The organism is Microbacterium sp. AG1240 (assembly GCF_003635115.1).
GTDB lineage: Bacteria > Actinomycetota > Actinomycetes > Actinomycetales > Microbacteriaceae > Microbacterium.
Window position 1 is genome coordinate 1214578 of record NZ_RBXJ01000001.1, and the last position, 25421, is coordinate 1239998.

Annotated in this window: 29 protein-coding genes, 1 tRNA gene and 1 other RNA gene; 23 read left to right on the forward strand and 8 right to left on the reverse strand. The window is 69.0% G+C overall.

The genetic code is table 11. The features are described from left to right. Positions 1-212 precede the first annotated feature (212 nt). On the forward strand, positions 213-1085 hold the full coding sequence (locus tag DEU34_RS05570) for a Ku protein (RefSeq protein WP_121149165.1): 873 nt from the start codon (positions 213-215) through the stop codon (positions 1083-1085). A 19-nt stretch (positions 1086-1104) separates the two neighbouring features. On the opposite strand, the gene DEU34_RS05575 is transcribed toward DEU34_RS05570, so the two are convergent. Together DEU34_RS05575 and DEU34_RS05580 are read right to left on the reverse strand one after the other, a co-directional pair. Beyond that, the gene (locus DEU34_RS05575; protein ID WP_396652101.1) at positions 1105-1887 is read right to left on the reverse strand and encodes a DedA family protein; all 783 of its coding nucleotides are present in this window, start codon (positions 1885-1887) and stop codon (positions 1105-1107) included. A 52-nt stretch (positions 1888-1939) separates the two neighbouring features. Next, positions 1940-2021: transfer RNA gene (locus DEU34_RS05580), tRNA-Leu, on the reverse strand. Between the two features lie 182 nt (positions 2022-2203). On the opposite strand from DEU34_RS05580, the gene DEU34_RS05585 reads away from it, so the two are divergent. The 9 genes from DEU34_RS05585 to DEU34_RS05625 all read left to right on the forward strand — a co-directional run bounded on the left by DEU34_RS05585 (position 2204) and on the right by DEU34_RS05625 (position 9042). Next, entirely contained in the window at positions 2204-3334 is a 1131-nt protein-coding gene (locus tag DEU34_RS05585; protein WP_259460039.1) for a zinc-binding dehydrogenase, read from the forward strand. Positions 3335-3490: 156 nt separating this feature from the next. Then, the gene (locus DEU34_RS05590) at positions 3491-4657 is read left to right on the forward strand and encodes a CpaF family protein (protein ID WP_121149166.1); all 1167 of its coding nucleotides are present in this window, start codon (positions 3491-3493) and stop codon (positions 4655-4657) included. Then, entirely contained in the window at positions 4654-5511 is an 858-nt protein-coding gene (locus tag DEU34_RS05595) for a type II secretion system F family protein (RefSeq protein WP_121149167.1), read from the forward strand. The genes DEU34_RS05590 and DEU34_RS05595 overlap by 4 nt, the downstream gene beginning before the upstream one ends. Beyond that, on the forward strand, positions 5508-6437 hold the full coding sequence (locus DEU34_RS05600; protein WP_121149168.1) for a type II secretion system F family protein: 930 nt from the start codon (positions 5508-5510) through the stop codon (positions 6435-6437). The genes DEU34_RS05595 and DEU34_RS05600 overlap by 4 nt, the downstream gene beginning before the upstream one ends. A gap of 26 nt (positions 6438-6463) precedes the next feature. Then, positions 6464-6661, forward strand: a complete 198-nt coding sequence (locus tag DEU34_RS05605) for a hypothetical protein (protein WP_121149169.1) — start codon at positions 6464-6466, stop codon at positions 6659-6661. A 1-nt stretch (position 6662) separates the two neighbouring features. After that, a complete protein-coding gene (locus tag DEU34_RS05610; RefSeq protein ID WP_121149170.1) occupies positions 6663-7049 on the forward strand; it encodes a TadE/TadG family type IV pilus assembly protein in 387 nt (128 codons plus the stop codon). Continuing rightward, complete coding sequence (locus DEU34_RS05615) at positions 7024-7506, forward strand: TadE/TadG family type IV pilus assembly protein (RefSeq protein WP_121149171.1); 483 nt, start codon at positions 7024-7026, stop codon at positions 7504-7506. Before DEU34_RS05610 ends, DEU34_RS05615 begins: the two co-directional genes overlap by 26 nt. After that, positions 7506-7916 (forward strand): pilus assembly protein TadG-related protein, encoded by a 411-nt coding sequence (locus DEU34_RS05620; RefSeq protein ID WP_121149172.1) that lies wholly within the window; start codon positions 7506-7508, stop codon positions 7914-7916. The genes DEU34_RS05615 and DEU34_RS05620 overlap by 1 nt, the downstream gene beginning before the upstream one ends. Before the next feature lie 106 nt (positions 7917-8022). Continuing rightward, on the forward strand, positions 8023-9042 hold the full coding sequence (locus tag DEU34_RS05625) for a CPBP family intramembrane glutamic endopeptidase (RefSeq protein ID WP_121149173.1): 1020 nt from the start codon (positions 8023-8025) through the stop codon (positions 9040-9042). A gap of 9 nt (positions 9043-9051) precedes the next feature. Here DEU34_RS05625 and DEU34_RS05630 read toward each other — a convergent pair whose 3' ends face one another. Then, positions 9052-10332 carry an MFS transporter gene (locus DEU34_RS05630; RefSeq protein WP_121149174.1) on the reverse strand — a complete coding sequence of 427 codons (1281 nt, stop codon included), beginning with the start codon at positions 10330-10332 and terminating at the stop codon, positions 9052-9054. A gap of 91 nt (positions 10333-10423) precedes the next feature. Between DEU34_RS05630 and prfB the strand changes: the two genes are divergently transcribed. From prfB to smpB, 4 genes are all read left to right on the forward strand, one after another. Next, entirely contained in the window at positions 10424-11536 is a 1113-nt protein-coding gene (gene prfB / locus DEU34_RS05635; RefSeq protein WP_116646284.1) for a peptide chain release factor 2, read from the forward strand. Between the two features lie 141 nt (positions 11537-11677). Continuing rightward, positions 11678-12673, forward strand: a complete 996-nt coding sequence (ftsE, locus tag DEU34_RS05640; protein ID WP_121149175.1) for a cell division ATP-binding protein FtsE — start codon at positions 11678-11680, stop codon at positions 12671-12673. Further along, on the forward strand, positions 12670-13581 hold the full coding sequence (gene ftsX / locus DEU34_RS05645) for a permease-like cell division protein FtsX (RefSeq protein ID WP_121149176.1): 912 nt from the start codon (positions 12670-12672) through the stop codon (positions 13579-13581). The genes ftsE and ftsX overlap by 4 nt, the downstream gene beginning before the upstream one ends. A gap of 62 nt (positions 13582-13643) precedes the next feature. Further along, positions 13644-14120 (forward strand): SsrA-binding protein SmpB, encoded by a 477-nt coding sequence (smpB, locus tag DEU34_RS05650; protein ID WP_116646287.1) that lies wholly within the window; start codon positions 13644-13646, stop codon positions 14118-14120. 3 nt (positions 14121-14123) lie between these two features. On the opposite strand, the gene DEU34_RS05655 is transcribed toward smpB, so the two are convergent. Next, a complete protein-coding gene (locus tag DEU34_RS05655) occupies positions 14124-14783 on the reverse strand; it encodes an SIMPL domain-containing protein (protein ID WP_121149177.1) in 660 nt (219 codons plus the stop codon). A gap of 54 nt (positions 14784-14837) precedes the next feature. After that, on the reverse strand, positions 14838-15659 hold the full coding sequence (locus DEU34_RS05660; protein WP_121149178.1) for a siderophore-interacting protein: 822 nt from the start codon (positions 15657-15659) through the stop codon (positions 14838-14840). Between the two features lie 155 nt (positions 15660-15814). Here DEU34_RS05660 and ssrA point away from each other — a divergent pair. Both ssrA and DEU34_RS05670 read left to right on the forward strand, forming a co-directional pair. Then, positions 15815-16184: a transfer-messenger RNA gene (ssrA, locus tag DEU34_RS05665) on the forward strand. 226 nt (positions 16185-16410) lie between these two features. Next, on the forward strand, positions 16411-17727 hold the full coding sequence (locus DEU34_RS05670; protein ID WP_220659924.1) for a DUF2252 domain-containing protein: 1317 nt from the start codon (positions 16411-16413) through the stop codon (positions 17725-17727). Positions 17728-18022: 295 nt separating this feature from the next. Here DEU34_RS05670 and DEU34_RS05675 read toward each other — a convergent pair whose 3' ends face one another. Beyond that, positions 18023-19003, reverse strand: a complete 981-nt coding sequence (locus tag DEU34_RS05675) for an AraC family transcriptional regulator (protein WP_259460040.1) — start codon at positions 19001-19003, stop codon at positions 18023-18025. Positions 19004-19304: 301 nt separating this feature from the next. Between DEU34_RS05675 and DEU34_RS05680 the strand changes: the two genes are divergently transcribed. Further along, positions 19305-19976: a hypothetical protein gene (locus DEU34_RS05680; RefSeq protein ID WP_121149180.1), complete on the forward strand. Its 672-nt coding sequence runs from the start codon at positions 19305-19307 to the stop codon at positions 19974-19976. A gap of 95 nt (positions 19977-20071) precedes the next feature. On the opposite strand, the gene DEU34_RS05685 is transcribed toward DEU34_RS05680, so the two are convergent. After that, on the reverse strand, positions 20072-20950 hold the full coding sequence (locus DEU34_RS05685) for a MarR family winged helix-turn-helix transcriptional regulator (protein ID WP_121149181.1): 879 nt from the start codon (positions 20948-20950) through the stop codon (positions 20072-20074). Positions 20951-21093: 143 nt separating this feature from the next. Between DEU34_RS05685 and DEU34_RS05690 the strand changes: the two genes are divergently transcribed. From DEU34_RS05690 to DEU34_RS05705, 4 genes are all read left to right on the forward strand, one after another. Beyond that, positions 21094-21606, forward strand: a complete 513-nt coding sequence (locus tag DEU34_RS05690) for a hypothetical protein (protein ID WP_121149182.1) — start codon at positions 21094-21096, stop codon at positions 21604-21606. Beyond that, complete coding sequence (locus tag DEU34_RS05695) at positions 21606-21977, forward strand: hypothetical protein (protein ID WP_121149183.1); 372 nt, start codon at positions 21606-21608, stop codon at positions 21975-21977. The genes DEU34_RS05690 and DEU34_RS05695 overlap by 1 nt, the downstream gene beginning before the upstream one ends. A 79-nt stretch (positions 21978-22056) precedes the next feature. Beyond that, the gene (locus tag DEU34_RS05700; protein ID WP_121149184.1) at positions 22057-22851 is read left to right on the forward strand and encodes a CPBP family intramembrane glutamic endopeptidase; all 795 of its coding nucleotides are present in this window, start codon (positions 22057-22059) and stop codon (positions 22849-22851) included. Further along, positions 22848-23297 (forward strand): hypothetical protein, encoded by a 450-nt coding sequence (locus DEU34_RS05705; RefSeq protein WP_121149185.1) that lies wholly within the window; start codon positions 22848-22850, stop codon positions 23295-23297. Before DEU34_RS05700 ends, DEU34_RS05705 begins: the two co-directional genes overlap by 4 nt. Positions 23298-23322: 25 nt before the next feature. Here DEU34_RS05705 and DEU34_RS05710 read toward each other — a convergent pair whose 3' ends face one another. After that, positions 23323-23712, reverse strand: coding sequence for a ribonuclease inhibitor (locus DEU34_RS05710; RefSeq protein ID WP_121149186.1), 390 nt, complete (start codon positions 23710-23712; stop codon positions 23323-23325). A gap of 260 nt (positions 23713-23972) precedes the next feature. Between DEU34_RS05710 and DEU34_RS05715 the strand changes: the two genes are divergently transcribed. Both DEU34_RS05715 and DEU34_RS05720 read left to right on the forward strand, forming a co-directional pair. After that, a complete protein-coding gene (locus tag DEU34_RS05715) occupies positions 23973-24629 on the forward strand; it encodes a SatD family protein (protein WP_121149187.1) in 657 nt (218 codons plus the stop codon). Further along, positions 24626-25417, forward strand: a complete 792-nt coding sequence (locus DEU34_RS05720) for a hypothetical protein (protein WP_121149188.1) — start codon at positions 24626-24628, stop codon at positions 25415-25417. Before DEU34_RS05715 ends, DEU34_RS05720 begins: the two co-directional genes overlap by 4 nt. Positions 25418-25421: the final 4 nt, after the last annotated feature.

Genomic DNA, 25421 nt, shown 5'->3' on the forward strand with positions numbered 1-25421 from the left:
CCACGATGCGTCGCCCCTTTTCGTCCGTACTCAGGATGAGACGAGAGGCCCGCGGGTCGGACGCCGGAAATCCGGGCCGCCCCGGGCCGTGCCGGGTTCTCATCCTGAGTTCGTGCAGAGCGACGGCGCGCACCCGCCCAGTTTGAAGGCGCGGGCCGACGGGCGACGCAAGGGGATAGCCGTGACGGGTGTGACTGCTGTTCACTGGGACCATGAGGGCGATTTGGAAGGGCGCGTTGACGTTCGGGCTGGTGAACGTGCCGGTGAAGGTCTACTCGGCCACCGAGGACCACGACGTCTCGCTGCACCAGGTGCACAACAAAGACGGCGGGCGCATCCGCTACCAGCGCATCTGCGAGATCGACGGCGAGGTGGTGCCGTTCGCCGACATCGACAAGGCGTACGACGATGGCGAGCAGACGGTGGTGCTCACGAAGGACGACTTCGACGCGCTGCCGTCGGAGAAGAGCCGCGAGATCGACGTGGTGGAGTTCGTGCCGAGCGAGCAGGTCGACCCGCTCATCCTCGACAAGGCCTACTACCTCGAGCCCGACTCCACCTCGCCCAAGGCCTATGTGCTCCTGCGCAAGACCCTCGAGCAGACCGAGCGCACGGCGATCGTGCGCTTCTCCCTCCGCCAGAAGACGCGTCTGGCCGCGCTTCGTGTGCGCGGCGACGTGCTGGTGCTGCAGACGCTGCTGTGGGCCGATGAGGTGCGTGAGGCGTCGTTCTCGTCCCTCGACGAATCGGTGCGGATCTCGGCGAAAGAGCTCGAGATGTCGGCATCGCTGGTGGAGAGCTTCGCGAAGGACTTCGACCCGGAGGAGTTCACCGACGACTACCAGGCCGAGTTGCGCACGCTGATCGACGCGAAGCTCGAGCAGGGCGACGCGCTCGACACCGCGGCGACGTTCGGCGAGCAGGAAGAAGCATCCGACGGGGGAGAGGTCATCGACCTCATGGAGGCCCTGCGTGCGAGCGTCGAGCGCAGCCGGGCCGCGCGCGGCGGGTCGAGCGACGAGAAGAAGTCGCCGGAGAAGAAGCCGGCCGCGAAGAAGACCGCGGCGAAGAAGAAGGCTTCCTAAGGGCGCGGATGCTGCGGCGTCAGGCCTTCGGCGCGTCGCCGTCGGTGGGGGTGTGCCGGCCGTGCTCGACGACGTCCTCGTCGAGGGCGAGTTCCTGCGCCTCGGCGCGGTCGGTCACCGCGTCGCCCGCGCGCTCCGCCTTCTTCGCCTGAGCGCGCTCGCGCAGGAAGTTGAAGGCGATGAACAGCGCCGTGCCGGCGACCGCGATCAGCAGGAACACGTCGATGTACTCGGCGACGAACTCACCCACGCCCGGGATCAAGCTGATGAGGAAGCCGAAGATCGTGAGGCCGAAACCCCAGATCACGGCCCCGATGAAGTTGTAGAGGGTGTACTTCCACTTGTTCATGTGACCGACGCCCGCGGCGATCGGTGCGAACGTGCGGACGATCGGCACGAAGCGAGCCAGGATCACCGTGGCCGCGCCGAAACGCTCGAAGAACTCGTTGGTGCGTTCGACGTTCTTCCGGCTGAAGATGCCGGAATCTTTGCGCTCGAAGATCGCCGGCCCCGCCTTATGACCGATGAGGTAGCCGACTTCCCCTCCGACGAACGCCGACAATCCGATGAGGAGGCCGACGATCCAGACGTTCACCCCGAAGACGCCGTGCGGGGGATGGGTCGTCGGGTTCGACAGAAGACCGGCGAGAACGAGCAGAGTGTCGCCGGGGAGCAGGAACCCGATCAGCAGGCCGGTCTCGGCGAAGATGATGAGGCACACCACGAGCAGGGCCCAGGGCCCCGCGGCGTCGATGATCGCAGCCGGATCGAGCCAGGGGATGAGCGCGGAATGCTGGATCACGGGTGCCTCGGAGGTGTAGGGCCGATAGGTGGGTTGGCCGCTGGGGCCGTTGTGCGGAAGGGGGGACTTGAACCCCCACGCCCGAAGGCACAGGAACCTAAATCCTGCGTGTCTACCGATTTCACCACTCCCGCGGGTGCGATCAGTCTAAATGAGGCGGGTGCGCAGATATGGCGGGTGAATTCACGGCCAACGGCGCCGGCGCGAGACGCCGGAATCTTCGTCAGGCGCCGCCACGCGCAGACGGCCCCGGGCCTTTTTTCAGGCAGCCTGAGACACTGGTGGTCAGACAGTTCTCGATGAGGAGATGCGAACCATGGCCGATACGAAACGGATGATGCGGGCGGCGGTGCTGCGCGATGACGCGGCGGCACTGGAAGTGATGGACATTCCCGTTCCGGTCGCGCGTGCGGGTGAGGCTCTCGTGAAGATCATCGCGTGCGGTGTCTGCCACACCGATCTCCACGTCATGAAGGGTGAGGTCGCGTTCCCCCGTCCCGCGGTGCTCGGCCATGAGATCACGGGAACCATCGTGTCGCTGGGCGAGGGCACGACCGACACGCGCGGGCTGTCGCAAGGCGACACCGTCGTGGGCGCGTTCATCATGCCGTGCACCGAGTGCCGGTACTGCCTGCAGGGTCGCGACGACATGTGCGAGAACTTCTTCGCCCAGAACCGCCTGCGCGGAACGCTCTACGACGGCGAGAGCCGGCTGAGCCTCGATGACGGGTCGTTCCTGGCGATGTACTCGATGGGCGGCCTGGCCGAGTACTCGGTCGTGCCGCTGTCGGCTCTTGCGCCGCTGCCCGAGAGCCTCGATCCGGTGACCTCGTCGGTGCTCGGGTGTGCGGCGTTCACCGCCTACGGCGCCGTGCGCCGGGCCGGCGCGCTGATCGAGGGTCAGTCGGTGGCCGTGGTGGCCGTCGGGGGCATCGGCAGCGGGGTGATCCAGGTCGCAGCCGCCTCGGGGGCCTACCCCGTCATCGCGATCGACGTCGCGGACGACAAGCTCGACGCCGCACTCGCGCTGGGGGCCACGCACGCGGTCAACTCCCGCGAGAACGACGTCGCGGCCGCGGTGCGCGAGATCACCGACGGCCGCGGGGTCGACATCGCCTTCGAGGCCCTTGGCCGCCCCGAGACCTTCCGTCAGGCCGTCTCCCTGCTGGCCGACGGCGGACGGATGGTCGCGATCGGGATCGCCGCGGGCAACGCCTCCGCCGAGGTCGAGATCACACCGCTGGTGCGCCGCGGATACACGATCACGGGTTCGTTCGGCGCCCGCACCCGAGAAGACCTTCCCGCCGTCGTCGACCTCGCCGCGAACGGCGGTTTCGATGCCGATCGTCTCGTGACGCGGCGCTATGCGCTCGCCGACGTCGACCAGGCGTATCAGGCGCTCGCACGCGGCGAGATCACCGGGCGCGCGGTCATCGTGATGGGGTGACCTCGAGCCGTCTGCGAGTGGCCCGCGCGAACAGTAGCCCTGTCGCGTGCTCGGTTCTCGGGCCGGATGCCGACTGTGGATGACTTTCGTCCGTTCTGACGAGATGTCTGCGTGCTGTGGAGAACCGCCGTCAGCCTGGGCCGCATCGTTGCCAGGATGCTGGGCGTGAGCCTCGCCATCTCTTCCGGCACCGCGACAGCAGCTGTCGTCGAGCGTGTGCGCGAGCGACTGCGCGCCGACGAGAGCGATCCGGCCCGTGATCCGGGGTACGCGGAGCGGGTGATCCGGTCCGAGGTGCGACGGCACAACGACTTCGCACTCGCCAGGGGCATCCCGCCTCTCGACGACGAGGGTGCGTGCGTGCGAGAGGTGCTCGCCCAGCTCACCGGGTACGGGCCGCTGCAGGCGTACCTCGACGACCCGACCGTCGAGGAGGTGTGGCTCAACGCGCCCGACCGGGTCTTCGTCGCGCGCGGCGGCGTGGCCGAGCGGGTGCCGGTCTCCCTCACCGACAGCGCGGTGAGAGACCTGGTCGAACGGATGCTGCACACGAGCGGTCGCCGCGTCGACCTCAGCCAACCTTTCGTCGACGCGTCGCTCCCCGACGGGTCGCGGCTCCACGTCGTGATCCCCGACATCACGCGGCGGCACTGGGCCGTCAATATCCGCAAGTTCCTCCCGGCCTTCCGCGATGTGGGGCGTCTGGTCGAGACGGGGTCGCTCGCTCCGGAGGCCGCCGACCTGCTCGTCGATGCGATGCGGCAGGGGCGCAGCATCCTCGTGTCGGGGCCGACCCACGCGGGGAAGACGACGCTCCTCGCAGCGCTCGTTGCTGCCTCCGCCCGGTCGCAGCGCATCGTGACGGTCGAGGAGACGTTCGAGCTCGCCATCGATGCGCCCGACCTCGTCGCCTTGCAGGGGCGCCAGCCGAGTCTCGAGGGCGGGGGAGAAGTGACGCTGCGGCGCCTGGTGAAAGAGGCGCTGCGCATGCGCCCCGACCGGGTCGTGGTCGGCGAGGTGAGAGATGCCGAGGCGCTCGATCTGCTGCTCGCCCTCAACACGGGTGTGCCGGGGGCGGCCACGATCCACGCGAACTCCGCGGCGGAGGCCCTGGCGAAGCTCGCCGCCCTGCCGCTCCTGGCCGGACGCAACATCGACGCGCAGTTCGTGCTCTCGGCCGTCGCCCGGTCGGTGCATCTCGTCGCGCACTGCGGCCGCGATGCGCGCGGCCGGCGTCGGGTGCTCGAGATCGTCACGCCGACCGGGCGGCTGGTGGGCGACGCCGCCGAGGTGCGGTCGCTGTACAGGGCGGGTCGATCGTGACGCTCGTGCTGGGGGCGCTCCTGGCCGGCGGGATGCTGCTGGTCGCGTCGCCCTGGCTATGGCCGAGCGGGCAGGCACCGTCGGCCCCGGAGCCGGACGGCGCGCTCCTGCGGCTGCTCGAGTCGGCGGGGTTCGCGTCGGTGCGACCGCGCGTGGTCGTCGTGCTGGGCACGGTCTTCGCTCTGGTCGCGGCGGCCATCGTGTGGCTGGTGACGGCCGTGCCCGCACTCAGCGTCATCGCGGGCGCTGCCGCTGCCGTCGCTCCGCTGATGTGGCTGCGCGCCCGGCGCACACGACTGCTGCGCACTCGCCGCGCGCTCTGGCCCGACGTGTGTGATCTGCTCATCGCATCGGTGAGGGCCGGAATGTCGTTGCCCGACGCCGTGGCCAGCCTGGCGGTGTCCGCCCCGCCCCCGCTTCGGCCCGCGTTCGCCGCATTCGGTAGCGACATGGCAGCATCCGGCCACTTCGACTCCAGCGCAACGCGCCTGAAGACGGCGCTGTCCGATCCGGTCGCCGACCGCATCATCGAGACCCTGCGGATGGCGCGTCAGGTCGGCGGCACCGAGCTGACGGTGGTGCTGCGTGCGCTCGCCGGTTCGGTGCGCGCCGATGCGGCTCTCCGCGGCGAGGTCGAGGCGAAGCAGTCGTGGATCCGCGGGGCGGCCGTGCTCGGGGTCGTCGCGCCCTGGGTGATCCTCGTGCTGTTGGCGCTGCGCCCCGAGGGGTCTCGCGCCTATGCCAGTGGCGAAGGGGTCGGGCTCATCCTGGCCGGAGCGGTCGTGTCGGTGGTGGCGTTCCGCGTGATGCTGCGCATCGGTCGGCTCCCGGAACCTCGGCGGTGGTTCGGATGAGCCCCGGGCTGCTCACAGAGACGGCCCTCGCGGTGCTGCTCGGAGGTGCGTTCGGGGTGGGGGTGTGCCTCCTCGTCTCACTCGCCCCGCGCGTGAGCGCGCCGAGCCTTTCTCGCCGTATCGCTCCCTACATCCGCGACGTCGTCGACCCGCGCGGTCTCGGCCCGGCCCAGCCTCCGACCGCAGGACTGCGAGGGGCGTGGGATGACGCGCTCACCCGACTCGGCCGCATGCTCGGTGGGGCGGAGGCCGTGCAGCACCGCATCGACCAGGCCGGCCGGGTGACGGATGCTGCGGGGTTCCGCGCACGTCAGATGGTGTGGTCGCTCGCCGGACTCGGCGCGGGTGGGGGCGTCGTCGTGCTCCTGGCCGTGGCGGGCACGCTCACGCCCCCTGCGGGTCTCGTGCCCGTCGCGGCTGCCGTGACCACCGCGATGGCGTGCGACGCTCGCCTCACGGGCGCGGCTCGGGCTCGCGTGCGGCGGATCGAGGAAGAGCTCCCCACGGTGCTCGACTTCCTCGCCCTGTGCCTCGCGGCGGGCGAGGGGATCCTCGACTCGCTCCGGCGGGTGGGGGAGATCGGCTCGGGGGAGCTGACCCCGGAGTTCCGCCGCACGGTGCTCGACGTCGGGACGGGATCGCCCCTGCCCGAAGCGCTCACGGCGCTCAGTCGCCGCATCCGCATCCCGGCCGTCTCGCGATCGATCGACCACATCGTGGCCGCGCTCGACCGCGGCGCCCCTCTCGCCGCCGTGCTGCAAGCCCAGGCCTTCGATGCGCGCGAAGACGCCAAGCGCACGCTCATCGAGCAGGCGGGTCGGAAGGAGATTCTCATGCTCGTGCCGCTGGTCTTCCTGATCCTCCCGCTGAGCGTGCTGTTCGCAGTGTTCCCGGGGATCTTCATGTTGCGGCTCGGAATCGGCTGATCGCCCACGCTCGGAAGGAGAACGACATGGATGCTGCGAAGGTGCTCGCGCGCAGACTGCGCACCGCCTGGGGAGACGCCCTCGACGACGAGGCAGGAGACGTGCCCGGGTGGGTGCTGATCACGCTCATGACCGCGGGGCTCGTGGTGGTGATCTGGGCGCTCGCCGGGCCTGCGCTGGCCCAGCTGTTCGAGCAGGCGATCTCGCGCGTCTCGGGTCTCTGAGATGCGTAGGCTCCGCCAGGCCCTCGACGACGAGGAGGGGGCGAGCCCCGTCGAGTTCGTGCTGGTCGGCGGCCTCCTGACGCTTCTGACGGTCGCCGTGCTGCAGTTGGCCCTCGCCATCTACGTGCGGAACGTGGTGCACGACGCCGCGGTCGAGGGGGCTTTCCACGCGGCGCTCGCTGACACGACTCTCGCCGACGGCGCGGCCCGCACCCGCGATCTCATCGGTCGTGCGGTGGCGACGTCGTATGCCGAAGACGTGACAGCGGTCGAGCAGGGCGAGACGGTTCGCGTCACGGTGCGCACGACGCTGCCCCTTCTCGGGCTGTGGGGGAGTCCGCGAGCACTGGAGGTGACCGCTCATGCGCCGAGCGAGTCGCTGGGGTGAGGCGTTCCGGCGAGCACTGGGTGACGACGACGAGGGATCGGCGGCGATCGAGTTCATCTTCGTCGGCCTCCTCCTGCTGGTCCCGACCGTTTACCTGGTGGTCGCGCTCGGCATGGTGCAGCACCAGTCGCTCGGGGCCGAGGCGGGAGCCCGGCACATCGCCCGCACGATCTCGACGGCGACCGACGGCGCCGACGCCGATGTGCGCGCCCGGGAGGTGCTGGCGACGGTTGTCGAGGAATACAGGCTCGATGCAGACACGGTGGATATCGAGATCGACTGTCCGGGCGCAGCATCCGGGTGTCCGTCCGCCGGCGCGACCGTGGTGGTGACGGTGCGGACAGCCGTGGCGCTGCCGCTGGCTCCGCCGGTGCTCGGTCTCGACCGGTTGGCGCGCCTCCCCGTCGAGGCGGTCGCGGTGCAGAAGGTCTCCCGGTTCTGGGGTGCGACATCGTGATGCGGCGCCTCGACGACGACGGGAGCGTGCTGCTGCTCACGCTCGGCTACGCACTGCTCGCGCTGGCGCTCGTGCTCGTCTGCGCCAACGCCACTTCGCTCTATCTGGCGCAGAAGCGCCTGGACAGTGCGGCGGATGCTGCGGCGCTCGCCGGCGCCGACGGATTCACCCTCACGGTGACCGACGGTCGAGCGATGGCCGTGCTGACCGACGACGACGTCCGCGCACAGGCGGAGGAGGTGGTCGCCGCGATGAGCGAGGCCCTCACGGTGGTCGAGGCCTCGACCCCCGACGGCGTCTCGGCCCGGGTGACCGTGACGGGGGTGTGGCACCCACCCGTCGTGTCGCTGTTCGTGCCCGACGGCGTGCCCCTGGGAGCGACGGCGACCAGTCGCACGGCGCTGCTGTAGCTCGGTGGCGATCGCGCGGGTCTTCGGTGTCCGCGCTGCCCCTGAACGAGCCGCGCGCACCGAACGGCCGCGCGGACGCGAGCGAGGTGCTCGTTACGCTCGAAGCATGGCCGAAGAACCTCGCGATGACATCTCTGCGCCCGTCGTCCCTCCCGCGCAGGCGTGGCCGACGGGTGCGCCCGGAGGCTATGTCGCGGTGAGGGCGCCGATGCCCGACCCGCGCAGTCCGCTGCCGGGTCTTCCCTTCGGGTCGAGCTACCGCACACCCCGCACCCGGTGGTGGAAGGGCCTGCTCAGCATCCTCATCGTGATCGTCGGCATCCTGCTGTTCACCACGATCGGTGGCCTCGTCGCGACGATCGTCGACCTCATGATCGGCGCGCAGGACGCCGACGCCCTCATGTCGGGCCTGATCGTCATGACCCCGGTCGTGTTGCTCGCGACGAACCTCAGCATCGTCGCGGCCGCGGCGCTCTCGATCATCGCCCACCGCTTCGTCAGCGGGGTGCGGATGGGCTTCTTCCACTCGCTGCGACCGGGGTTCCGGTGGCGGTGGCTGTGGATCTCGACGGCCATCGCCGCGCCGTTCTATCTGGCCTTCGCCGCACTCAACCTGCTCGACCCCGCCTACCGCATCGAGATGTCGTCGTCGGCCCTCGCCTTCCTCGCCGTGATCGTGCTCACCACACCCCTGCAGGCGGCCGCCGAGGAGTACATGTTCCGTGGCGTGGTGCAGCGGGCGGCCGGTTCGTGGCTGCGCTCGCCGCGCTGGGCGCTCATCGTGGGAACGACCGTGAGCGCGTCGATCTTCTCGGCCGTGCACTTCGCCGCCGACCCCTGGCTGATCGCCTACTACTTCCTGTTCGGCGTCGGACTGTCGATCCTTGCCCAGCTCACGGGCGGCCTCGAGAGCGGCATCGCGATCCACACCGCGAACAACGTCTTCCTGCTGGCCGTCTCGGCGTTCACGGGCTCGATGGATGCGGGCTTCGACCGCTCTGCCGGAGTCGGAAGCCCCGTGCTGCTTCTGCCGATCGTCATGCTCGCGATCGTGATCGCGATCCTGGCGGCGGTCGCCCGCCGGAGGCGTCTCGCGCGGGTCACGCCCGAGCCTCCGCTCGTCTGAGCGTCGTTCCTACTTCGCCCGCGGCACGAACCGCGGCACCCAGCGCACGAACCCGAGCGCACCCAGCAGCCCGATGACGCCCATCGCCCCGGCGGCGAACGACAACGACAGCACGGCGGCGATCCCCGAGATCAGGAGCGGGGCCGTCGCGCCCCCGGCGTCGGTCAGGGTGCGCCACGACCCGAGGAAGGGTGCCGGGTCGGTCGGGGGCGCCACGTCGGCGCCGAGGGTCAGGAGGATGCCGCTGGAGAGCCCGTTGCCGACTCCGAGAACCGCGGCGAACATCGCGAACCACATGCTCGCGTTCGTCAGGTCGTGGGTGATCGAGAGCGCGAAGAATCCCGCACCCATGAGCACCATCGCGGGCAGGGCCGCCCACAGCCGGCCGAACCTGTCCATGACCTGACCGCTGGCGTAGAACAGCGCGAAGTCGATCGCCCCCGAGATGCCGACGACGAGCGCGATGGTCTGCGCGTCGAGACCGATCGAGACACCCCACAGGGGCAGCATCACCTGACGCGCCGACCGCAGGGCCGATAGCGACGCCGCCGCGAGCCCCAGGCGCGCGAGCACGTCGCGGTGCCGCCACATGGTGCGGAACACGCCTACCCGCTGCGCCCCGGCGGCGGGGAGCGGGATCGAGCCGGTCACGGGCTCGCCGGTGTCTTCGCGCGGCTCGGGTGCCGCAGCATCCGACCCGTTCTTCGTCAGCGCCAGTTCAGGATCGGGCCCCAGCAGCACGAGCAGCACCGTCGCCACCAGACAGACGCCGAAGAACCAGATCGCCGCGCTCTCGCTGCCGAAGACGGTGAGGAGCACCGCCGCGATGAACGGTCCGACGAACATGCCCAGGCGGAACGTGCCGCCGAGCAACGACAGCGCCCGCGCGCGGAACGACAGGGGCACGCGCGTCGTCATGAACGAATGACGCGCGAGCCCGAAGGCGGCCGCGCACAGCCCGATCACGAAGACGGCCGCGGCGAACAGCAGCAGGGTCGGGGCCAGAGCGAGACAGATCGTCGCAACGAGGGCCACCACCCCGGCGACCCCCATCGTGATGCGCTCACCGAAGCGGGCGACCGCCCAGCCGGCAGGGATGTTGCCGCACAGCTGACCGACGACGAGGGCGGAGGCGACGAGCGCGGCGATGGCGATGTCAGCGCCCAGACGCGACGCGATGATGGGGATGAGCGGGATGACCGCGCCCTCGCCGATGGCGAACAACAGCGTCGGGCCGTAGATCATCGGGGCGAAGCGGACGAGGATGCGGCGGGGGGAGTCGTCAGCCATGTCGCCTCCAACATACGCCCGGCGTCGGCGGCACCGGCCGGTCCGCCCGGCGCCGGATACCGGCGCACGGAGGACGGTAGGCTGGGGAGCCATGCTTGAACTCGATCTGACCGCCGATATCCAGGCGCTGCGCTCCACCTTCGGCGACATCCGCGCCGTGGTGGACGTCGACGCGCTCACCGCCGACATCGCACGCCTCAGCGAGGAGGCCGGCGCCCCCGACCTCTGGGACGACGTCGACAAGGCGCAGAAGGTGACGAGCGCGCTGAGCCACCGGCAGTCGGAGCTCAAGCGCATCTCCGACGTGGAGGCGCGCCTCGACGACCTCGAGGTGCTCGTCGAGCTCGCCCTCGAGGCGGAGGACGAGGAGTCGGCGGCCGAGGCCCGTAAGGAGCTCGCCGACCTGACGAAGGTGATCAACTCGCTCGAGGTGCAGACGCTCCTCGACGGCGAGTACGACCCGCGCTCCGCGGTCGTGACGATCCGTTCCGGTGCCGGCGGCGACGACGCGACCGATTTCGCCGAGATGCTGCTGCGCATGTACCTGCGCTGGGCCGAGCGTCACAAGTACCCCGTGAAGGTCATGGACACCTCCTACGCCGAGGGCGCGGGCATCAAGTCGGCCACCTTCGAGGTCGACGTGCCGTACGCCTTCGGAACCCTGAGTGTCGAGGCCGGCACGCACCGTCTCGCCCGCATCAGCCCCTTCGGCTCCGCCGACAAGCGGCAGACGAGCTTCGCCGCGGTCGAGGTCATCCCCGTGATGGAAGAGGCGCAGGAGGTCGAGGTACCCGAGGGTGACATCCGCGTCGACGTCTTCCGCTCGTCGGGTCCTGGTGGCCAGTCGGTCAACACGACCGACTCCGCTGTGCGCATCACCCACCTCCCCACCGGCCTCGTCGTGTCGATGCAGAACGAGAAGTCGCAGATCCAGAACCGCGCCGCCGCGATGCGCGTTCTGCAGACGCGCCTGATGCTGCTGCAGCGCGAGGAAGAGGCAGCGAAGAAGAAGGAGCTCGCCGGCACGATCACCGCGAGCTGGGGCGACCAGATGCGCTCGTACTTCCTCTACGGACAGCAGCTCGTCAAAGACCTCCGCACCGGCTACGAGGTCGGCAACCCCGCATCCGTCTTCGACGGCGACCTCGACGGCCTGATCGCCGCGGGAATCCGCTGGCGCAAGCGCAAGACCGAAGACGACTGACCGCGAGACCCGTTCTGCGTGGCGAGACCACGGCCTGATGTCGCGGTCTCGTCGGCCAGACGCGGTTTCGTCGAACGGATGCTGCGCGGCGGGCGCGTCACGACGGGATGCGACGGGGGAGCCGCTTAGGCTTCTTGCGCCATGATCCGGTTCGAGAACGTCAGCAAGCGGTATCGCGGCACCTCCAAGCCCGCCCTCAACGAGGTCGACTTCGAGGTGCAGCGCGGAGAGTTCGTCTTCCTCGTCGGTCAGTCGGGTTCGGGAAAATCCTCGTGCCTGCGTCTGATCCTGCGAGAAGAGACGCCGAGCAAGGGGCGCGTCGTCGTCCTCGGTAGAGACCTCCGCACCCTCTCGAACCGCAAGGTGCCCTACTTCCGTCGGCACGTCGGTGCGGTCTTCCAGGACTTCCGGCTGCTGCCGACGAAGACCGTCTTCCAGAACGTCGCGTTCACCCTGCAGGTGACCGGCGCCTCGCGCGGCTTCATCTCGCAGGCCGTGCCCGAGGCTCTCGCCCTCGTCGGTCTCGCCGGCAAGGAGAAGCGCCTGCCCCACGAGCTCTCGGGTGGTGAGCAGCAGCGCGTCGCCATCGCGCGTGCTCTCGTCAACCGCCCGCAGGTGCTGCTCGCCGACGAGCCCACAGGAAACCTCGACCCGGCGACCTCGATCGACATCATGCAGTTGCTCGCGCGCATCAACGCCGGCGGCACCACGGTCGTCATGGCCACGCACGAGGCCGGCTTCGTCGACCAGATGCAGCGTCGCGTGATCGAGTTGCAGAACGGCGAGATGGTGCGCGACGAGCGTCACGGCGGCTACGGCGACACGTCGGGTCTTCCGCGCCTCGCCCCCCAGGTCGAGAAGGGTGCGGCGGCGGTCGCGGCCCTGACCGCGGTGCTCGAGGTGCAGCGAGAGGTCGCTCAGGTCAACCCCGCCGCCGGTGCCGCGTTGGAGGAAGCCGCGGAGCGGCTCACGCCGGCCGCCGAAGAAGCCATGGCTCCCGTCATCGCCGAGCAGACGCCGGAACCGGCATACACCCAGCGGGCCGAGGGCTCCGGCGAGATAGACGAACTCGGACTCGCCGACCGCCTCGGCCTCAGCGGCAACCGTCGCGACGATGAAGTGGGGCCCACCTCGTGAGGATCGGACTCATCCTCGGCGAGGCCTTCACCGGTCTTCGCCGCAACGCCTCGATGGTCATCTCCGTCGTGTTGGTGACCTTCGTCTCGCTGACCTTCGTCGGCGCCGCGATGCTCATGCAGATGCAGATCGGCAAGATGCAGGAGTTCTGGGCGGATCGCGCCCAGGTCGCGGTCTACATGTGCTCCTCGGTCTCCGATACCGCCACGTGTTCGGATGGTCTGGCGACGCAGGAGCAGATCGACGCGGTGACCGCATCGCTCGAGGGCGGTGCGCTCGCGCCGCTCATCCGCGACTACACCTACGAGAACAATCAGCAGGTGTACGACCGCACGATCGCGCAGCTGCCGGAATACGCCGACGTGCTCACCCCCGACCAGGTCGGTGCGACGTTCTCGATCAACCTCGTCGACCAGAGCCAGTCGGATGTGATCGCCGAGGCCTTCGGTGGGCTCGAAGGCGTGGAAGACGTCGCCGACCAGCTGCAGTACCTCGACCCGCTCTTCGACGCTCTGCGGATCGCGAGCTACGTCGCGATCGGAATCGCTGCGTTGATGCTCATCGCCGCCGTCCTCCTCATCGCCACGACCATCCGCCTCTCGGCGTTCGCCCGCAGGCGCGAGATCGGCATCATGCGTCTCGTCGGAGCATCCAACCGCTTCATCCAGACTCCCTTCGTGCTGGAGGGCGTGCTCGCCGCACTCATCGGATCGGCGCTGGCGAGCGTCACGATGTGGGGCATCGTGACCTTCGGGGTCGAAGACTACCTGCGCGACAGAGTCGCCTTCATCACCGCGTGGGTCGGCCCCGGCGACCTCGGCGTGGTGATCCCTGTGATCGTCGCGCTGGGCGTGGTGCTGTCGGCTCTGTCGGCCGGCTTCGCCATCAGGCGCTGGCTGCGCACCTGAGGTCGGCGTCGGCCTTGTAGACTGATGGGCTTGCATGAGCCCGACAGCCGGAGGAGGTTGCCATGCCCCGCGAACAAGGCGAGAAGGTCGTCGCGACCAACCGTCGCGCGCGTCACGAGTACGCCATCGAGAAGACGTACGAGGCGGGCCTCGTGCTCACCGGCACCGAGGTGAAGTCGCTTCGGCAGGGTCGGGCGAACCTCAGCGACGGCTACGCCTACATCAACGGGGGAGAGGCGTTCCTCGACGCCGTCAACATCCCCGAGTACTCGCAGGGGCACTGGACCAACCACTCCGCGAAGCGCATCCGCAAGCTCCTCCTGCACAAGGAGGAGATCGTGAAGCTCTCGCACGCGATCTCGGCCGGCGGCTACACGCTGGTGCCGCTGAAGCTCTATTTCCTCGACGGTCGTGCCAAGGTCGAGATCGCGGTCGCCAAGGGTAAGCGCGAGTTCGAGAAGCGTCAGACGATCCGCGAGCGCGAAGACAAGCGCGAGGCCGAGCGTGCGATGCGCACGCGCAACCGCACGGGCGAGTAGTCCCTACGACGCGCGGAACCGCGCCTCCACCGCCGCGCCGACCACGATGTCGGCCGGCTGGAGCGCGAGTGCCGGGCCCGCAGCATCCGACGCGGCCATCCGCATCATGCGAGGAGCGGATGCTGCAGCCTCCGTCTGTCCGGCGAGAAGCCCCACGTCGGCGATCTCGATCGGCGCCACCGTGCCGAGCCCGATGGCGTCGGCGTAGGCCTCGGCGCGCGTGACAGCCACGCGCACGGCATCGGAGGCGACGTCGCGCTCGACGATCGCGCGGGTGCCGGGGGTGAGTTGCCACGAGATCGACGCGACCTGAACCTCGTCGGCGTCGGCGGTCTCGCCGAGCCACCACGACAGTGCGGTGAAGTCGGCGAACGACGCCGAGATGTCGACGGAGGCGTGGTGCACCGGCGGCAGCTGTCGGCCCTCGTTGTTCCAGGGGCGTTCCGACCAGACCGAGACGCGTCCGCTCGACCACTCGGCGACCTCGCCGGAGCGCTGGTGGGCATCGAGACCATCGCGAATCGGCGCCGCGGCGGCGTTCACACGCTCGACCACGGGTCCGCGTTCGGGCCCGTCGGCTCTCACGGACAGCTGCACGACGGCCCGCTCGGGAGCGACCCGGCGCTCCTGCTCGCCTCGGACGGTGATGACGACCTCGCTCATGCGCCGAGCCTACGGGCTCTGCCTGAGCGGGCGCGCGCTGCGGGGGCCGGAGAGTCAGGCGGGGAAGATCTGCCCGACGGGCAGGCGCTTCTCGGCCTGGAACGCGTCTTCGGTGCGGCCGGCGGCCCAGTACGCCGAGAGTGACAGGTCGGATCGATCGACGCCTCGCTCGACGAAGATCGGACGCAGAGCCTTCATGGCCCCTCGCTCGCCGTGCGCGAAGACCTGCACGCGGCCGACGGGCCACTCCAGCGCGGTCACGGCGTCGACGAGGCGCGCACCCGGGGCATCGTGGTCTTCGTCGATCCAGGTCACGCTCGCGGGGGAGTCGGGCAGATCGGCGCGGTGCTCGGCGGAACGGGCTTCGAGCAGCACGGTGACCTGAGCATCATCGTGCAGCGACTCGAGGGCGGCGGAGATCGCGGGGATCGCCGATTCGTCACCGATGAGCAGGATGCTGTCGACCTCCGGGTCGGGGGAGAAGCCCCCGCCGGGGGCAGACATCGTGAGCTCGTCGCCGGGCTGCGCGTTCGCCGCCCAGGGGCCTGCCACGCCGGTGTCGCCGTGCACGACGAAGTCGATCTCCATCACGCCACGATCGCGGTCGACGCGGCGGATCGTGTAGGTGCGGACCGTGGGCAGCTCGTCGAATGCGACCTCGTCGCGCAGAGCCGCGAGGTCGTACGGCGGGCGCAGGGCGCTGCCGGCCGGAGGGAAGAAGAGTTTCGCGTAGGTGTCGGTCTCGGGGCGGTCGGGGAAATCGACCAGCTCCTCGCCTCCGAGCACCACCCGCACGAGTCCGGGCGTGAGCCGGATCGTCTCGATCACCTGGAGGGTGGTCTGGGCAGCGGCGGATCGACGAGAAGGTGAGGGCACCCTTACATCGTAGGCGACGGCTCGAGGGGCGAGCTGGGCCGCGGGTCCGGGAATGCGCCGAGGCGAGAACCGTTATAGTCTGTAGGGCTCGGGTGCTTCGGCAGCCGGGTTGGCAATTCCACAGTGTGACAGCGGTCCCTCCGACGGAGGACCACGGGGATGATCGGTTTCGACATCGCTTGTGATTCTGCGTGAAGCGGGCCGAGGATGCAGGGTTATCTCGTTAACGATCTCTGCAAAACAATAAGTGCCGAAACCAAGCGCACTGACTTCGCCCTCGCTGCATAAGCGAGCCCGATAGTCCGTCGGACCGTAGGTGTTCCCGCTACGGATCCCGGCGTCATTTAGGGGACTAGCTGCGTGACGGCGCCTCGACGTCACGCGGGACTTTTCCGGGGCTGGGCTCGTCGACTTAGGTGTCTGTGACAAAGGTCGGAGCCGAGCAGAACGTCTGCACAGACTGCGCCCGGAGAAACCGCACTTTCCCAGTGATGGACGGGGGTTCGATTCCCCCCATCTCCACCAAGCCGCTGTCACTGAAGAGGGCCCGAGAGCCGCGTCACCACGCGGATCTCGGGCCTTCTTCGTTTTCTCGGAATCCGTGGCGTGCTCGGACGGCAGATCAGCCGCCGCGGTCTTCCTCCCCGGTTCCTCTCGGCACGCGGTAGCCTGCGGCATGGGCAACGGCGTGCGAGGATCATCCGCGGAGCGGGTCGGGCGTCAGGTGCGAACTCGCCTGCCCCGGCGAAGCTTGGCTGAACTCCTCCTTCCCGTCGACCGTGATCCGCTGGGCATTCTCGAGGAGCAGCACGCGTCGAGACTGAAAGATCTCGTGCCGGTGCGGGTGGGCAGGATGCTGCAATCGCCGTTCTCCTTCTACCGGGGCACCGCAGCGGTGATGGCGGCAGACCTGCGCGCTGCGCCGACCACCGATCTCGAGGTCGTCTCCTGCGGCGACGCGCACATCTCCAACTTCGGATTCTTCGCCTCACCCGAACGTGCGCTCGTCTTCGACCTCAACGACTTCGACGAGGGCGGCGTCGCGCCGTGGGAATGGGACGTGCGTCGGCTCACGGCGAGCGTGCACGTCGGCGGGCGCGATATCGGATTGAGCGAGGATGCGTGCCGCGACGCGGCCTTCGCCGCAGCCGACGCATATCGGAAGATGCTTCGGGACTACTGCAGCCTCTCCACTCGGGAGCGCTACTACACCCGGGTCGACACGTCGGCGGTGGCCCGCCACCTCGGGGAGAGAGGCGAGCGGACGGTCCGGAGAGCAGCGAAGAAAGCACGCGCACGCACGTCCGAGCGACTTCTGCAGCGCCTGACGACGCTCTCGGTCGACGGCGGCCTCCGCATCGTCGACCAGCCTCCCGTCCTGCGTCACGTGGACCACGCCACCCTGGGCGAGGTCACCGACCTCTTCGCGCAGTACCGCGCGACTCTGCGCGAGGACATATCGTTCCTGCTGGAGCAGTACCGCGTCGTCGACTTCGCTCTGCGGGTCGTCGGTGTCGGCAGCGTGGGCACCCGCTGCTATCTGCTCGCTGTCGAGGGGCCCACCGGCGACATGCTGTTCCTGCAGGTGAAAGAGGCTCCGCCCTCCGTCTTGACCACGTATGGAGGGAGGCGAGCGGTCATCCCCGGTCGAGACGGGGAGATGGACTTCATAGAAGGCCATCGCGTCGTCGCCGCTCAGCGGATCCTGCAGGCGAACTCCGATCTTTTTGTCGGATGGATGCGCGGTTGGGCCGGGGATGCGGCGGACCGCCATCGGGTGGACTACTACTGGCGGCAGTTCCGCGACATGAAGGGGTCGATCGAACTCGACGAGCTCGACGCTGACCAGTTCCGCTCCTATGGCGCGCTGTGCGCGGCACTCCTGGCTCGGGCGCATGGGCAGTCGCCCGCGTCGGCGGCGATCGTGGGGTACCTCGGCCGGTCCGACGAGTTCGCCGAGGCGACGGCGACATGGTCGGCCGCCTACGCCGATGTCGCCGAGGCTGACTTCGAAGCGCTTCGGCGGGCCGTCGCGTCTGGACGCGTTGCAGCGGAGACAGGCGTCTGAGCCGCGACGAGACGACCACTTCGCAGCATCCCGAGACGTTCCCGTTCCTCTCGCGTGCCGTCGCATCAGGTGCCGACATCTGAGCCGGCGTCTGCAGAGACAGCCTGCTGGTGCAGTTCTTGCAGGAGGGGCTGCGCCATGGTGGTCACTGCGTCTGCCTCATGGACGAACTCGAGTCGACACCAGCATGCGAGAGAGGGCGCCGTCGCGGTCCGTCTCGTCTTACGAGCACCTCGTCGCTGCAGGCCGTCGGTAAGCGCACCGCGATCGATGGGGGGCACCCCAGCGTGCGGGACTATCCCGCCGCGCCGCTTCGTGCCCGCAGGGTGTCGGACGGACTTTCCGAGAACTGCGCACGATAGACCGCCGCGAACCGCCCGAGATGGGTGAACCCCCAACGTGCGGCGACGTCCGTCACACTGACTGTGCCGGGCACGGCGGCGGCCAGTTCGGCGCGGACCCGTTCGAGCCTGAGGCCTCGTAGGTACGCCATCGGCGTCGTCTCGAGGGAGCGACGGAAAGCGTCCTGCAGCCCGCGCACACTCACCGACACCGCCGCCGCCAGCTCCGTGACGCTCCACGGATGCCCGAGGTCGGAGCGTAGGAGCTCCACGGCCTGCGAGACGGGCTCGGCTCCGACCGCGAGTGATGGTTCGGCGAGCTCGGCGGAGTGGTTGTGGGACTGCGCGAAGAGCAGACTCTGGATCAGAACCCGCTCCAGCTGATGCGCGGCCAGCGGATGAGCCAGCAGTCCGCCTGCCTGTGTGGAAGATTCGTCGATGATCCGCACGGCTTGCATCATCGCTCGTGCACCATGCGTCGTCAGGTCGACCTCGCCCCAGAACTCGAGGGGGCGGCACAGCTCGCCCCCTCGAAGGTTCTGCAGTTCGAGCTGAAGGTGGTCGCGCGGGATCATCAGCGAGAGCTGCGAGAACCGCCCCTCACTCGAGATCTGCACCGGACGCCCCGGCATGAAGATCCCTGCCGTCTGCTCCGTCCCGTAGATCGGCGAACCGAGACCTGCGCGCATCGTCGCACGGCCCGCGGTCGGAATGTCGACGTGGTAGTTCTCCGCCTCCGCCGTCTGGATGCTGACGGCGTCGCTGAAGCGCATGTAACCGCACGTGACTCGACCCACCGTCAGCGCGTTGAGCTGCATCCCGAACGTCGCTGATGCGCGTGCCGACGGGAAGTCGACGGGGAGGAAGACTGCGCTGAGAGACTGCCGGGCGTGGTCGACATCGCGACTGTCTGCGACGCGGTGGCCCTCGAACATCCCGCTCACCTCTGATCCATGAGGGATCCTACGCGCAGGGATGCGCCCCGCGGGCATGCGCTCGCGCAGATCGCCTGCTTCGCTGCGCGAAACGGATATCGATCGACGTGCTCGCATCCGTACGGTGAGACGCCGTCGAAGCCACCAGCGGCCTCCTCCCGAAAGGCGACAGTGCATGAGTTCGCATCTGCCGGTCGATAACCGATCTGCGCTGACCAACGGTGAGCAGCCCGTCGTCCGGCGGTCAGCGCGCGGTCTGAGGGTCCCGCCCCGCCTACGAGGGATCTGGGAGAACCCGGAGGTGGTGCTCGGGCCACTGTTCTGGGGCCTCTTCAGAGCGACGACCCAGCACGAACGCACATGGCTCTATCCCGCAGGACCGGCCGGTGTCAGCATCCCGGGAATCCAGCCGGTCCGCATCCTCATCGTCGGTGACGGCCCGGCGGCGGGGTGCGGTGTGCTGATCCACGAGCTGGGCATTGCCGGCACGCTGGCACGGCAGGTCGCAGAGCACACGGGACGCGGAGCTGTGGTGACCGTCATCGCGCAGCCGGATGCATCCGCCCGTTCGACGCTCAAACGCCTCGACGGGGTCGACCTCGTCGGCTACGACTCGGTCGTCCTCATGCTCGCGACGACCGACGTCTTCTGCCTGACGGGTCGCCGCAGCTGGCGCCACAGCATGACCGAGCTCGTGGGGTTGTTGACCTCGTCGGGGGCGGCGTCCGTCTTCGTCACAAGCGCTGCCAGCATGCACCTGACGAGGTCGCTCGTGCCGCTCGCACGGCGTCTCACGGGCGATCACGCGCGATTGCTCGACACTGAGACCCAACAGATCTGCGACCTCACCGGTACGCAGATGATCGCTCTGGACGCCGCCAACGACCTCACCCCGCGCACCTACGCGAAGTGGGGCCGCCGCATCGGCGCGCACATCATCCCCTTCCTGCGGAGTTCGCCGTCGGGCTGGTGAGATGTCACGGTGGTGGCCGCTCAGAAGCGCGGTCCGACCCGCACGCTCGCCGGGCCCTCTTCCGCGCGATACGTCGTTCGACGAACCCGAACCGCTCAGCCGCTCACGTTCTCCGGAAGACGGGGAGGTGCGGCTCCGTTCGCGGGCTGGTGCCAGTTCGCGACCTCGGCGAACAGGATCGCCAGGCTCTCTCGCTGACGTCCGATCCCGTCCATCACCGCCTGCACGGCATCTATGCCCTCAGTGGTGGCCTCGAGCACGACCGCGCGGCGGTCTTCTGGCACGGCGCCTCGGCGGCGCGAGACGAATCCCTTTGCAGAGAGCTGATCGACGATGTAGGCCACGCCCGCCCGGGAGACCCCGAGCGCGGGAGAGAGGTCGTTCGGACGCACGCCGCCCTGCGACACGATCTGCACGAGCGCCGCCCGCTGGCGAGCGGCCAACTGCCCCTCGGACGCGGCGCTGGGCATCGTGTTCACGAGCGCTGCACCCGCCTTGCAGACGCGCTGGAGCAGATCGACCGGGTCGACCGGGGTGGTGGGGGGCGGGAGGGGAGATGAGGGTTGGAGCCCTTCGCTGATCTGGCTCGCGATCTGGGAACTCGCTCGGAAGAAGCTGTCGAGAGAGGTGCGCAACACCCCCGCGTGCTGCTCGCCGCGACCGGTCAGGACGACTTCGACGGCACGCCGGTCGGCCTCCGACGGTCGTGTCGTGACCAACCCTTCCGAGCGCAGGCGGGCGATCATGCGCGAAATCGCGCGGCGGTCCAGCCCGCTGTTGTCGGCGAGAATCCGGGTCGTCACGAAGCGACCTGTAAGGAGCTCGGCGATCGCGAGGATGTCCTCGATCTCGGCCCACTTCGTGCCGAACGCGTCGTCGAAGACGTGCGTCAATCGGTCGCTGAACTGCCCCAGCAGATCCATCGCCCGGTTCAGCGCGTTCACGTCCATGTTCTCGTTCTCCTCCGCCTTCATTGAAGCAGTCGGACGTCGGTGCAACCGCGCGGAGAACAAGGCCGAAAAGTTTGCTCAGGATTGTCCTGCTTTGCGCTAACCTCACCTCGAGGCCAGATGTCCGGCCATTCGGGTCGGCGGCCGATCGGATGGGAAGCACGCCAATGTCGAGAGAAGAACATGCCCGCGAGGGCGCGCAAGCGGTCATTCCCGACGACGAGGTACTCGATGTCGCCGTGGTCATGCCTCGAGGTTCGACCTTCGCCGGTGTGCTCGGCGCGGCCGCGGGCGTAGCCGGCGGCGGGAGCAACGCGACGGCGTGGGGCGTTGCGGGCGGCATGATCGGCGAGCGGGTGAACGCAGCGTCGAAGGGCAGCTATCCGTCCCTCGTCCTGGCGCTCTCGGCGAAGCGTCTCTATGTCCTCGGCCGCACCAGCACCGGACTGGTCGGAGGCTGGAAGCACCTCCACCCGGTCGCGCACATCGACCGAGATCATCTGGAGGTCACCAAGCACCGACGTGGCACCGTCCTGGTCATCGGTCTGACCGACACGACGACAGGGACGACACTCGAGGTCGAAGCGCAGAACATCGGGGGTCTCGGTCTCAAGGATCTGCTCGGCGAGGTCGAGGCCGACGGATCGACGTCCGTCGACGCGGATGGAGAGAAGTCGTGATGGCCGGTCAGCGCCCCGGTGGCGTCGTCCTCATCGCCGTGCTGGCGTGGATCGGCGCGGCGGCACAGGTCATTTCCGGGATCCTCGTCTTGACGCGCGTTCTGAGCCCGAACGGCGTCGGCACGGAAGCGGCGTGGATCGCGATCGTGGTCGGACTGGTCTCCTTCGTCGTCACCTTCTTCCTCTTCAGCGGAAGCAACGTGGCGCGCATCCTGGTCACCATCTCGTTCGTCCTGTCGTTGCTCACGGCGATCTTCGCCCTGGCGGCGAACCCGGCGAACATCGTGGCGCCGGTCATCTCGGGCCTCGTGGCTCTCGTCGGCATCGCACTGCTCTACACGAAGCGGGCGAACGAGTTCTTCCGCCACTGATCATCACCGGCCGTCGCACGAGTGCGCGCGCTCGTGCGACGGCCGACCCGCCTGCCCTCGCACTCGCAGAGAGAATCGCATGACCCTCCACACGACAGATCGATACCGCGTCCACCCCCGCGTGTGGATCGGGCTGGTCATCTACCTCGCCTACATTGCGGTCGTCTTCGGCGTCCAGCAGGCCACGGGGATTGCCTACACCGACCTCGGCGACAGCGGCAGCAACCTGTTCCTCGGCGCCGGGCTCTCGCTCATCGTCGGTGCGATCCTCCTCGCCATCACCACGACGCTGCTCGGGTGGTGGCGCCCGGCGCTTCGAGACCGCCATCGTGCGGCTCACAGGTGGCCGATCATCGCGCCGGTCATCATGGCGGTAGCCCTCGTCGCCAATCTCGCCTCGACCGATTGGGGCTCGTACGACGCCGCATTCTTCGCAGCATCCGTCGTTCTGCTGCTCGTCGGTTTCACGGAGGAACTCACCACGCGGGGTCTGCTGCTCGTGGGTCTGCGCAGCCGACTCTCCGAGGCGTGGGTGTGGTTTCTCACGTCGGCCCTCTTCGGGCTCATGCACCTCGTCAACGCGTTCAGCGGTCAGGATTCCGTGTCGACGCTGCGGCAGGTCGTCTTCGCCTTCGGAGCCGGCACGATCTTCTACATCTTCCGGCGCGTGACGGGCAGCCTGCTCTGGGCCATGGTTCTGCACGGGCTGTGGGACTTCTCGACGTTCGGCGTCGGGCGCGGCACGCCGGGTCCGCTGGCGGCCCTCAGCGGTGTGCTCGAGATCGCAGCGATCGTCATCGCCCTCGTCGCGGTGGCCTTCGTGATCCGCGGGGCGGACGAACGGATCCTCCGGGCGCCTACGCTCGGCACATGAGCCTTGTCCGCACCCTCGCTCGATTGCTGCTGGGGGCGGGCCTGGTCTTCGCCGGCGTCGGTCACCTCACCTTCGCTCGTCAGTCGTTCGTCGCGCAGGTGCCGTCATGGCTTCCGTTGCCCGTCGACCTCGTGGTCGTCGCGTCCGGTGTCGTGGAGATCGTGCTGGGTCTCGCGGTGGCACTGCTGTCGCGGTGGCGCGTGCCGATCGGGTGGATCGCGGCGGCGTTCTTCGTCGCCGTCTTCCCCGGCAACATCGAGCAGTTCGTGCGTGGCACCGATGCCTTCGGTCTCGACACCGATCTCTCGCGCGGAGTCCGGCTGCTGTTCCAGCCGTTGCTCGTCATCTGGGCGCTCTGGTCGACCGGGGCGTGGCAGGCGTGGCGAGATCGCCGGCGTGTCAGGGCGCAGCATCCGCCCCTTCGCCCCGGCGGCGAGACTCGGTAGCTCACGCGCTGAGGAGGCGTCGCCCTCAGGCGAGCACGAGATCGATGCGAGGGTGCTGCGCGAAGATCTCGAGGACGATGTCGAAGTAGGTCTGGCCGGTGTCCGTCTCGAGCTGTGCGAGAAGCTTGCTGAAGTGCGTGCTCGAGAACGTCTCAGGATGGCGGAGCTTCTCCCGGTAGTACGCGGCGGTGGCCTCGCGCCCGAGGGCCTCGCGGCTGACGGCGTGATCCGACCAGACCACCCGCACCGCATCGTCGCCCTGGAGCGCGCCGTATCCGCTGTAGAGCAGATCGTCGAGCGCGTCGAGGCTGGGGCCGAGTTCCCAATCCTCGCCCGTCATGAACAGGCGGTTGAGCTCGTCGTAGAACGAGGGGATGCTGCGCACCACCGCCCCGCGGATCGTGAACGTGGCCATGCGTCCATTTTCCCCACGGCAGCGCCGCCCTCTCGACCGTATTCAGGATGAACGCGGTGCGCGCCACCGACCGGGCCCGAAAAGACGGGGGTCGCGACGTTCGCCCGATCGGTTCATCCTGAGTACGGTCATCAGGCGGCCCGAGAGGGCGGTGCGGGAGAGCGGACACTGGGGCGTTCGCGGGCGACGGGCGCGGGTGCCGCGCGGCGTGTATTAGACCATTTCTTATAAACCGACCGAATCAGCTATAGGCTTATGTCATGCAGTTCGCCGTCATCGCCGACATCGTCGGCTCGAGGAAGCTGGCAGACCGCGGTCGTGCCCAGCTGACGATCGAGGATGCCGTGCGCGAGGTGGAGGGGTTCGCCCCGGCGGTGCGCGCACTGGTTCCCACCGTGGGCGACGAGTTCCAGGGCGTGTACGCCGACCTCGCCACGGCGCTGCTCGCGCTCGCCCTGCTGCAGCTGCGCCTCCCGCTCGATGCCGAGCTGCGGTTCGGGATCGGGGCCGGAGAGGTGCGCGCCGTCACCTCGAGCGCCGATCACGCGATCGAGGACGGTCCGGGGTGGTGGGCGGCGCGCCGGGCGATCGAGACGGTGCACCGGTGGGAGGAATCGAGGGTTCCTCGCGCGCGCACGTGGATCGCGAGCGGCGATGCGCAAGCCCCGGAGACGACCGCGTTCCTCTCGTCGGTGAACGCGTATCTCGTCACGAAGGATCACATCGTCGGAGGTATGGGGGAGAGGGCGCGCCGCCTGACCTACGGCACCTGGCTCGGCCGCTCGCAGGAGTCGCTCGCGGCGGAGGAGGGGATCACCCAGTCGGCCGTCTCGCAGGCCCTCGCGCGCGCGGGCTCGTCGGCGCTCTCGCTCGGACTCCAGCAACTCACCTCGAACCTCCCGGAGGCACTGCGATGATCACGGCCGGCCTCCTTCTCCTCACCATCGGCATCGCCGACCTCGCCCGGCAGTTCCTCGGTCGCGGCTCGCGCTCCGCCCGTATCGGCGCCAGCGTCGCCGTGGTGCTCCTGGTCGCGGTGCTCGGCACCGCCATCGTGGCGTGGCCCCTGGCGGTCGCCTTCGCGGTGATCGCCCTCGCCTGGTTGGCGCTCATGCCCAGCACGAAAGATGCGGCGGTCGCGAGCTTCTGGCCCGTCGTCGGTCTTGCGGCCGCTGTCGTCGCCTTCGTCGTGGGGTCGCCCGCGACCGCAGAGGGCTGGATGGCGATGGATGCGGCGGGGTCGGTCGCGTTCGGCAAGGCCGTGCTCGCTCTCGGCGTCGCGTGCTTCCTGCTCGAGTCGGCCAATATCGTCGTGCGGGTCGCTCTGCAGAGCGAGCGCTCCGATGCCGCGGTCGTCGTCGCGACGGCTCCCGCGGTCAGGCGGGGGCTCATCGGTCGGCTGCGTCGGCCGGCGCCACCGGAGCCGACCGTTCCGACCAAGCAATTGCGCGGAGGACGTCTCATCGGCCCGCTCGAGCGCCTGTTCGTCGTCGGCTTGATCTTCACGAGTGCCGTCGCGCTGCTGGCCGCTTTCATCGCCGCGAAGGGCATCGTGCGCTTCCCCGAGATCCAGAAGGACAACGCCGGCGGCACGCAGGCCGAGTATTTCCTCGTCGGCAGCATGGCGAGCTGGGCCATCGCACTGGCCGCGGCGGGGTTGCTGTGGGCCGTGGGCGCCACCCCCGCGGATCTCCGTATCAGTTGAGAGC

Coding starts and splice junctions, on each gene's coding strand:
- DEU34_RS05570 (WP_121149165.1), top strand. CDS start 213: ATGAGGGCGATTTGGAAGGGCGCGTTGACGTTCGGGCTGGTGAACGTG.
- DEU34_RS05585 (WP_259460039.1), top strand. CDS start 2,204: ATGGCCGATACGAAACGGATGATGCGGGCGGCGGTGCTGCGCGATGAC.
- DEU34_RS05590 (WP_121149166.1), top strand. CDS start 3,491: ATGCTGGGCGTGAGCCTCGCCATCTCTTCCGGCACCGCGACAGCAGCT.
- DEU34_RS05600 (WP_121149168.1), top strand. CDS start 5,508: ATGAGCCCCGGGCTGCTCACAGAGACGGCCCTCGCGGTGCTGCTCGGA.
- DEU34_RS05605 (WP_121149169.1), top strand. CDS start 6,464: ATGGATGCTGCGAAGGTGCTCGCGCGCAGACTGCGCACCGCCTGGGGA.
- DEU34_RS05610 (WP_121149170.1), top strand. CDS start 6,663: ATGCGTAGGCTCCGCCAGGCCCTCGACGACGAGGAGGGGGCGAGCCCC.
- DEU34_RS05615 (WP_121149171.1), top strand. CDS start 7,024: ATGCGCCGAGCGAGTCGCTGGGGTGAGGCGTTCCGGCGAGCACTGGGT.
- DEU34_RS05620 (WP_121149172.1), top strand. CDS start 7,506: ATGCGGCGCCTCGACGACGACGGGAGCGTGCTGCTGCTCACGCTCGGC.
- DEU34_RS05625 (WP_121149173.1), top strand. CDS start 8,023: ATGGCCGAAGAACCTCGCGATGACATCTCTGCGCCCGTCGTCCCTCCC.
- DEU34_RS05630 (WP_121149174.1), bottom strand. CDS start 10,332: ATGGCTGACGACTCCCCCCGCCGCATCCTCGTCCGCTTCGCCCCGATG.
- prfB (WP_116646284.1), top strand. CDS start 10,424: ATGCTTGAACTCGATCTGACCGCCGATATCCAGGCGCTGCGCTCCACC.
- ftsE (WP_121149175.1), top strand. CDS start 11,678: ATGATCCGGTTCGAGAACGTCAGCAAGCGGTATCGCGGCACCTCCAAG.
- smpB (WP_116646287.1), top strand. CDS start 13,644: ATGCCCCGCGAACAAGGCGAGAAGGTCGTCGCGACCAACCGTCGCGCG.
- DEU34_RS05655 (WP_121149177.1), bottom strand. CDS start 14,783: ATGAGCGAGGTCGTCATCACCGTCCGAGGCGAGCAGGAGCGCCGGGTC.
- DEU34_RS05675 (WP_259460040.1), bottom strand. CDS start 19,003: ATGTTCGAGGGCCACCGCGTCGCAGACAGTCGCGATGTCGACCACGCC.
- DEU34_RS05685 (WP_121149181.1), bottom strand. CDS start 20,950: ATGAAGGCGGAGGAGAACGAGAACATGGACGTGAACGCGCTGAACCGG.
- DEU34_RS05690 (WP_121149182.1), top strand. CDS start 21,094: ATGTCGAGAGAAGAACATGCCCGCGAGGGCGCGCAAGCGGTCATTCCC.
- DEU34_RS05695 (WP_121149183.1), top strand. CDS start 21,606: ATGGCCGGTCAGCGCCCCGGTGGCGTCGTCCTCATCGCCGTGCTGGCG.
- DEU34_RS05700 (WP_121149184.1), top strand. CDS start 22,057: ATGACCCTCCACACGACAGATCGATACCGCGTCCACCCCCGCGTGTGG.
- DEU34_RS05705 (WP_121149185.1), top strand. CDS start 22,848: ATGAGCCTTGTCCGCACCCTCGCTCGATTGCTGCTGGGGGCGGGCCTG.
- DEU34_RS05710 (WP_121149186.1), bottom strand. CDS start 23,712: ATGGCCACGTTCACGATCCGCGGGGCGGTGGTGCGCAGCATCCCCTCG.
- DEU34_RS05715 (WP_121149187.1), top strand. CDS start 23,973: ATGCAGTTCGCCGTCATCGCCGACATCGTCGGCTCGAGGAAGCTGGCA.
- DEU34_RS05720 (WP_121149188.1), top strand. CDS start 24,626: ATGATCACGGCCGGCCTCCTTCTCCTCACCATCGGCATCGCCGACCTC.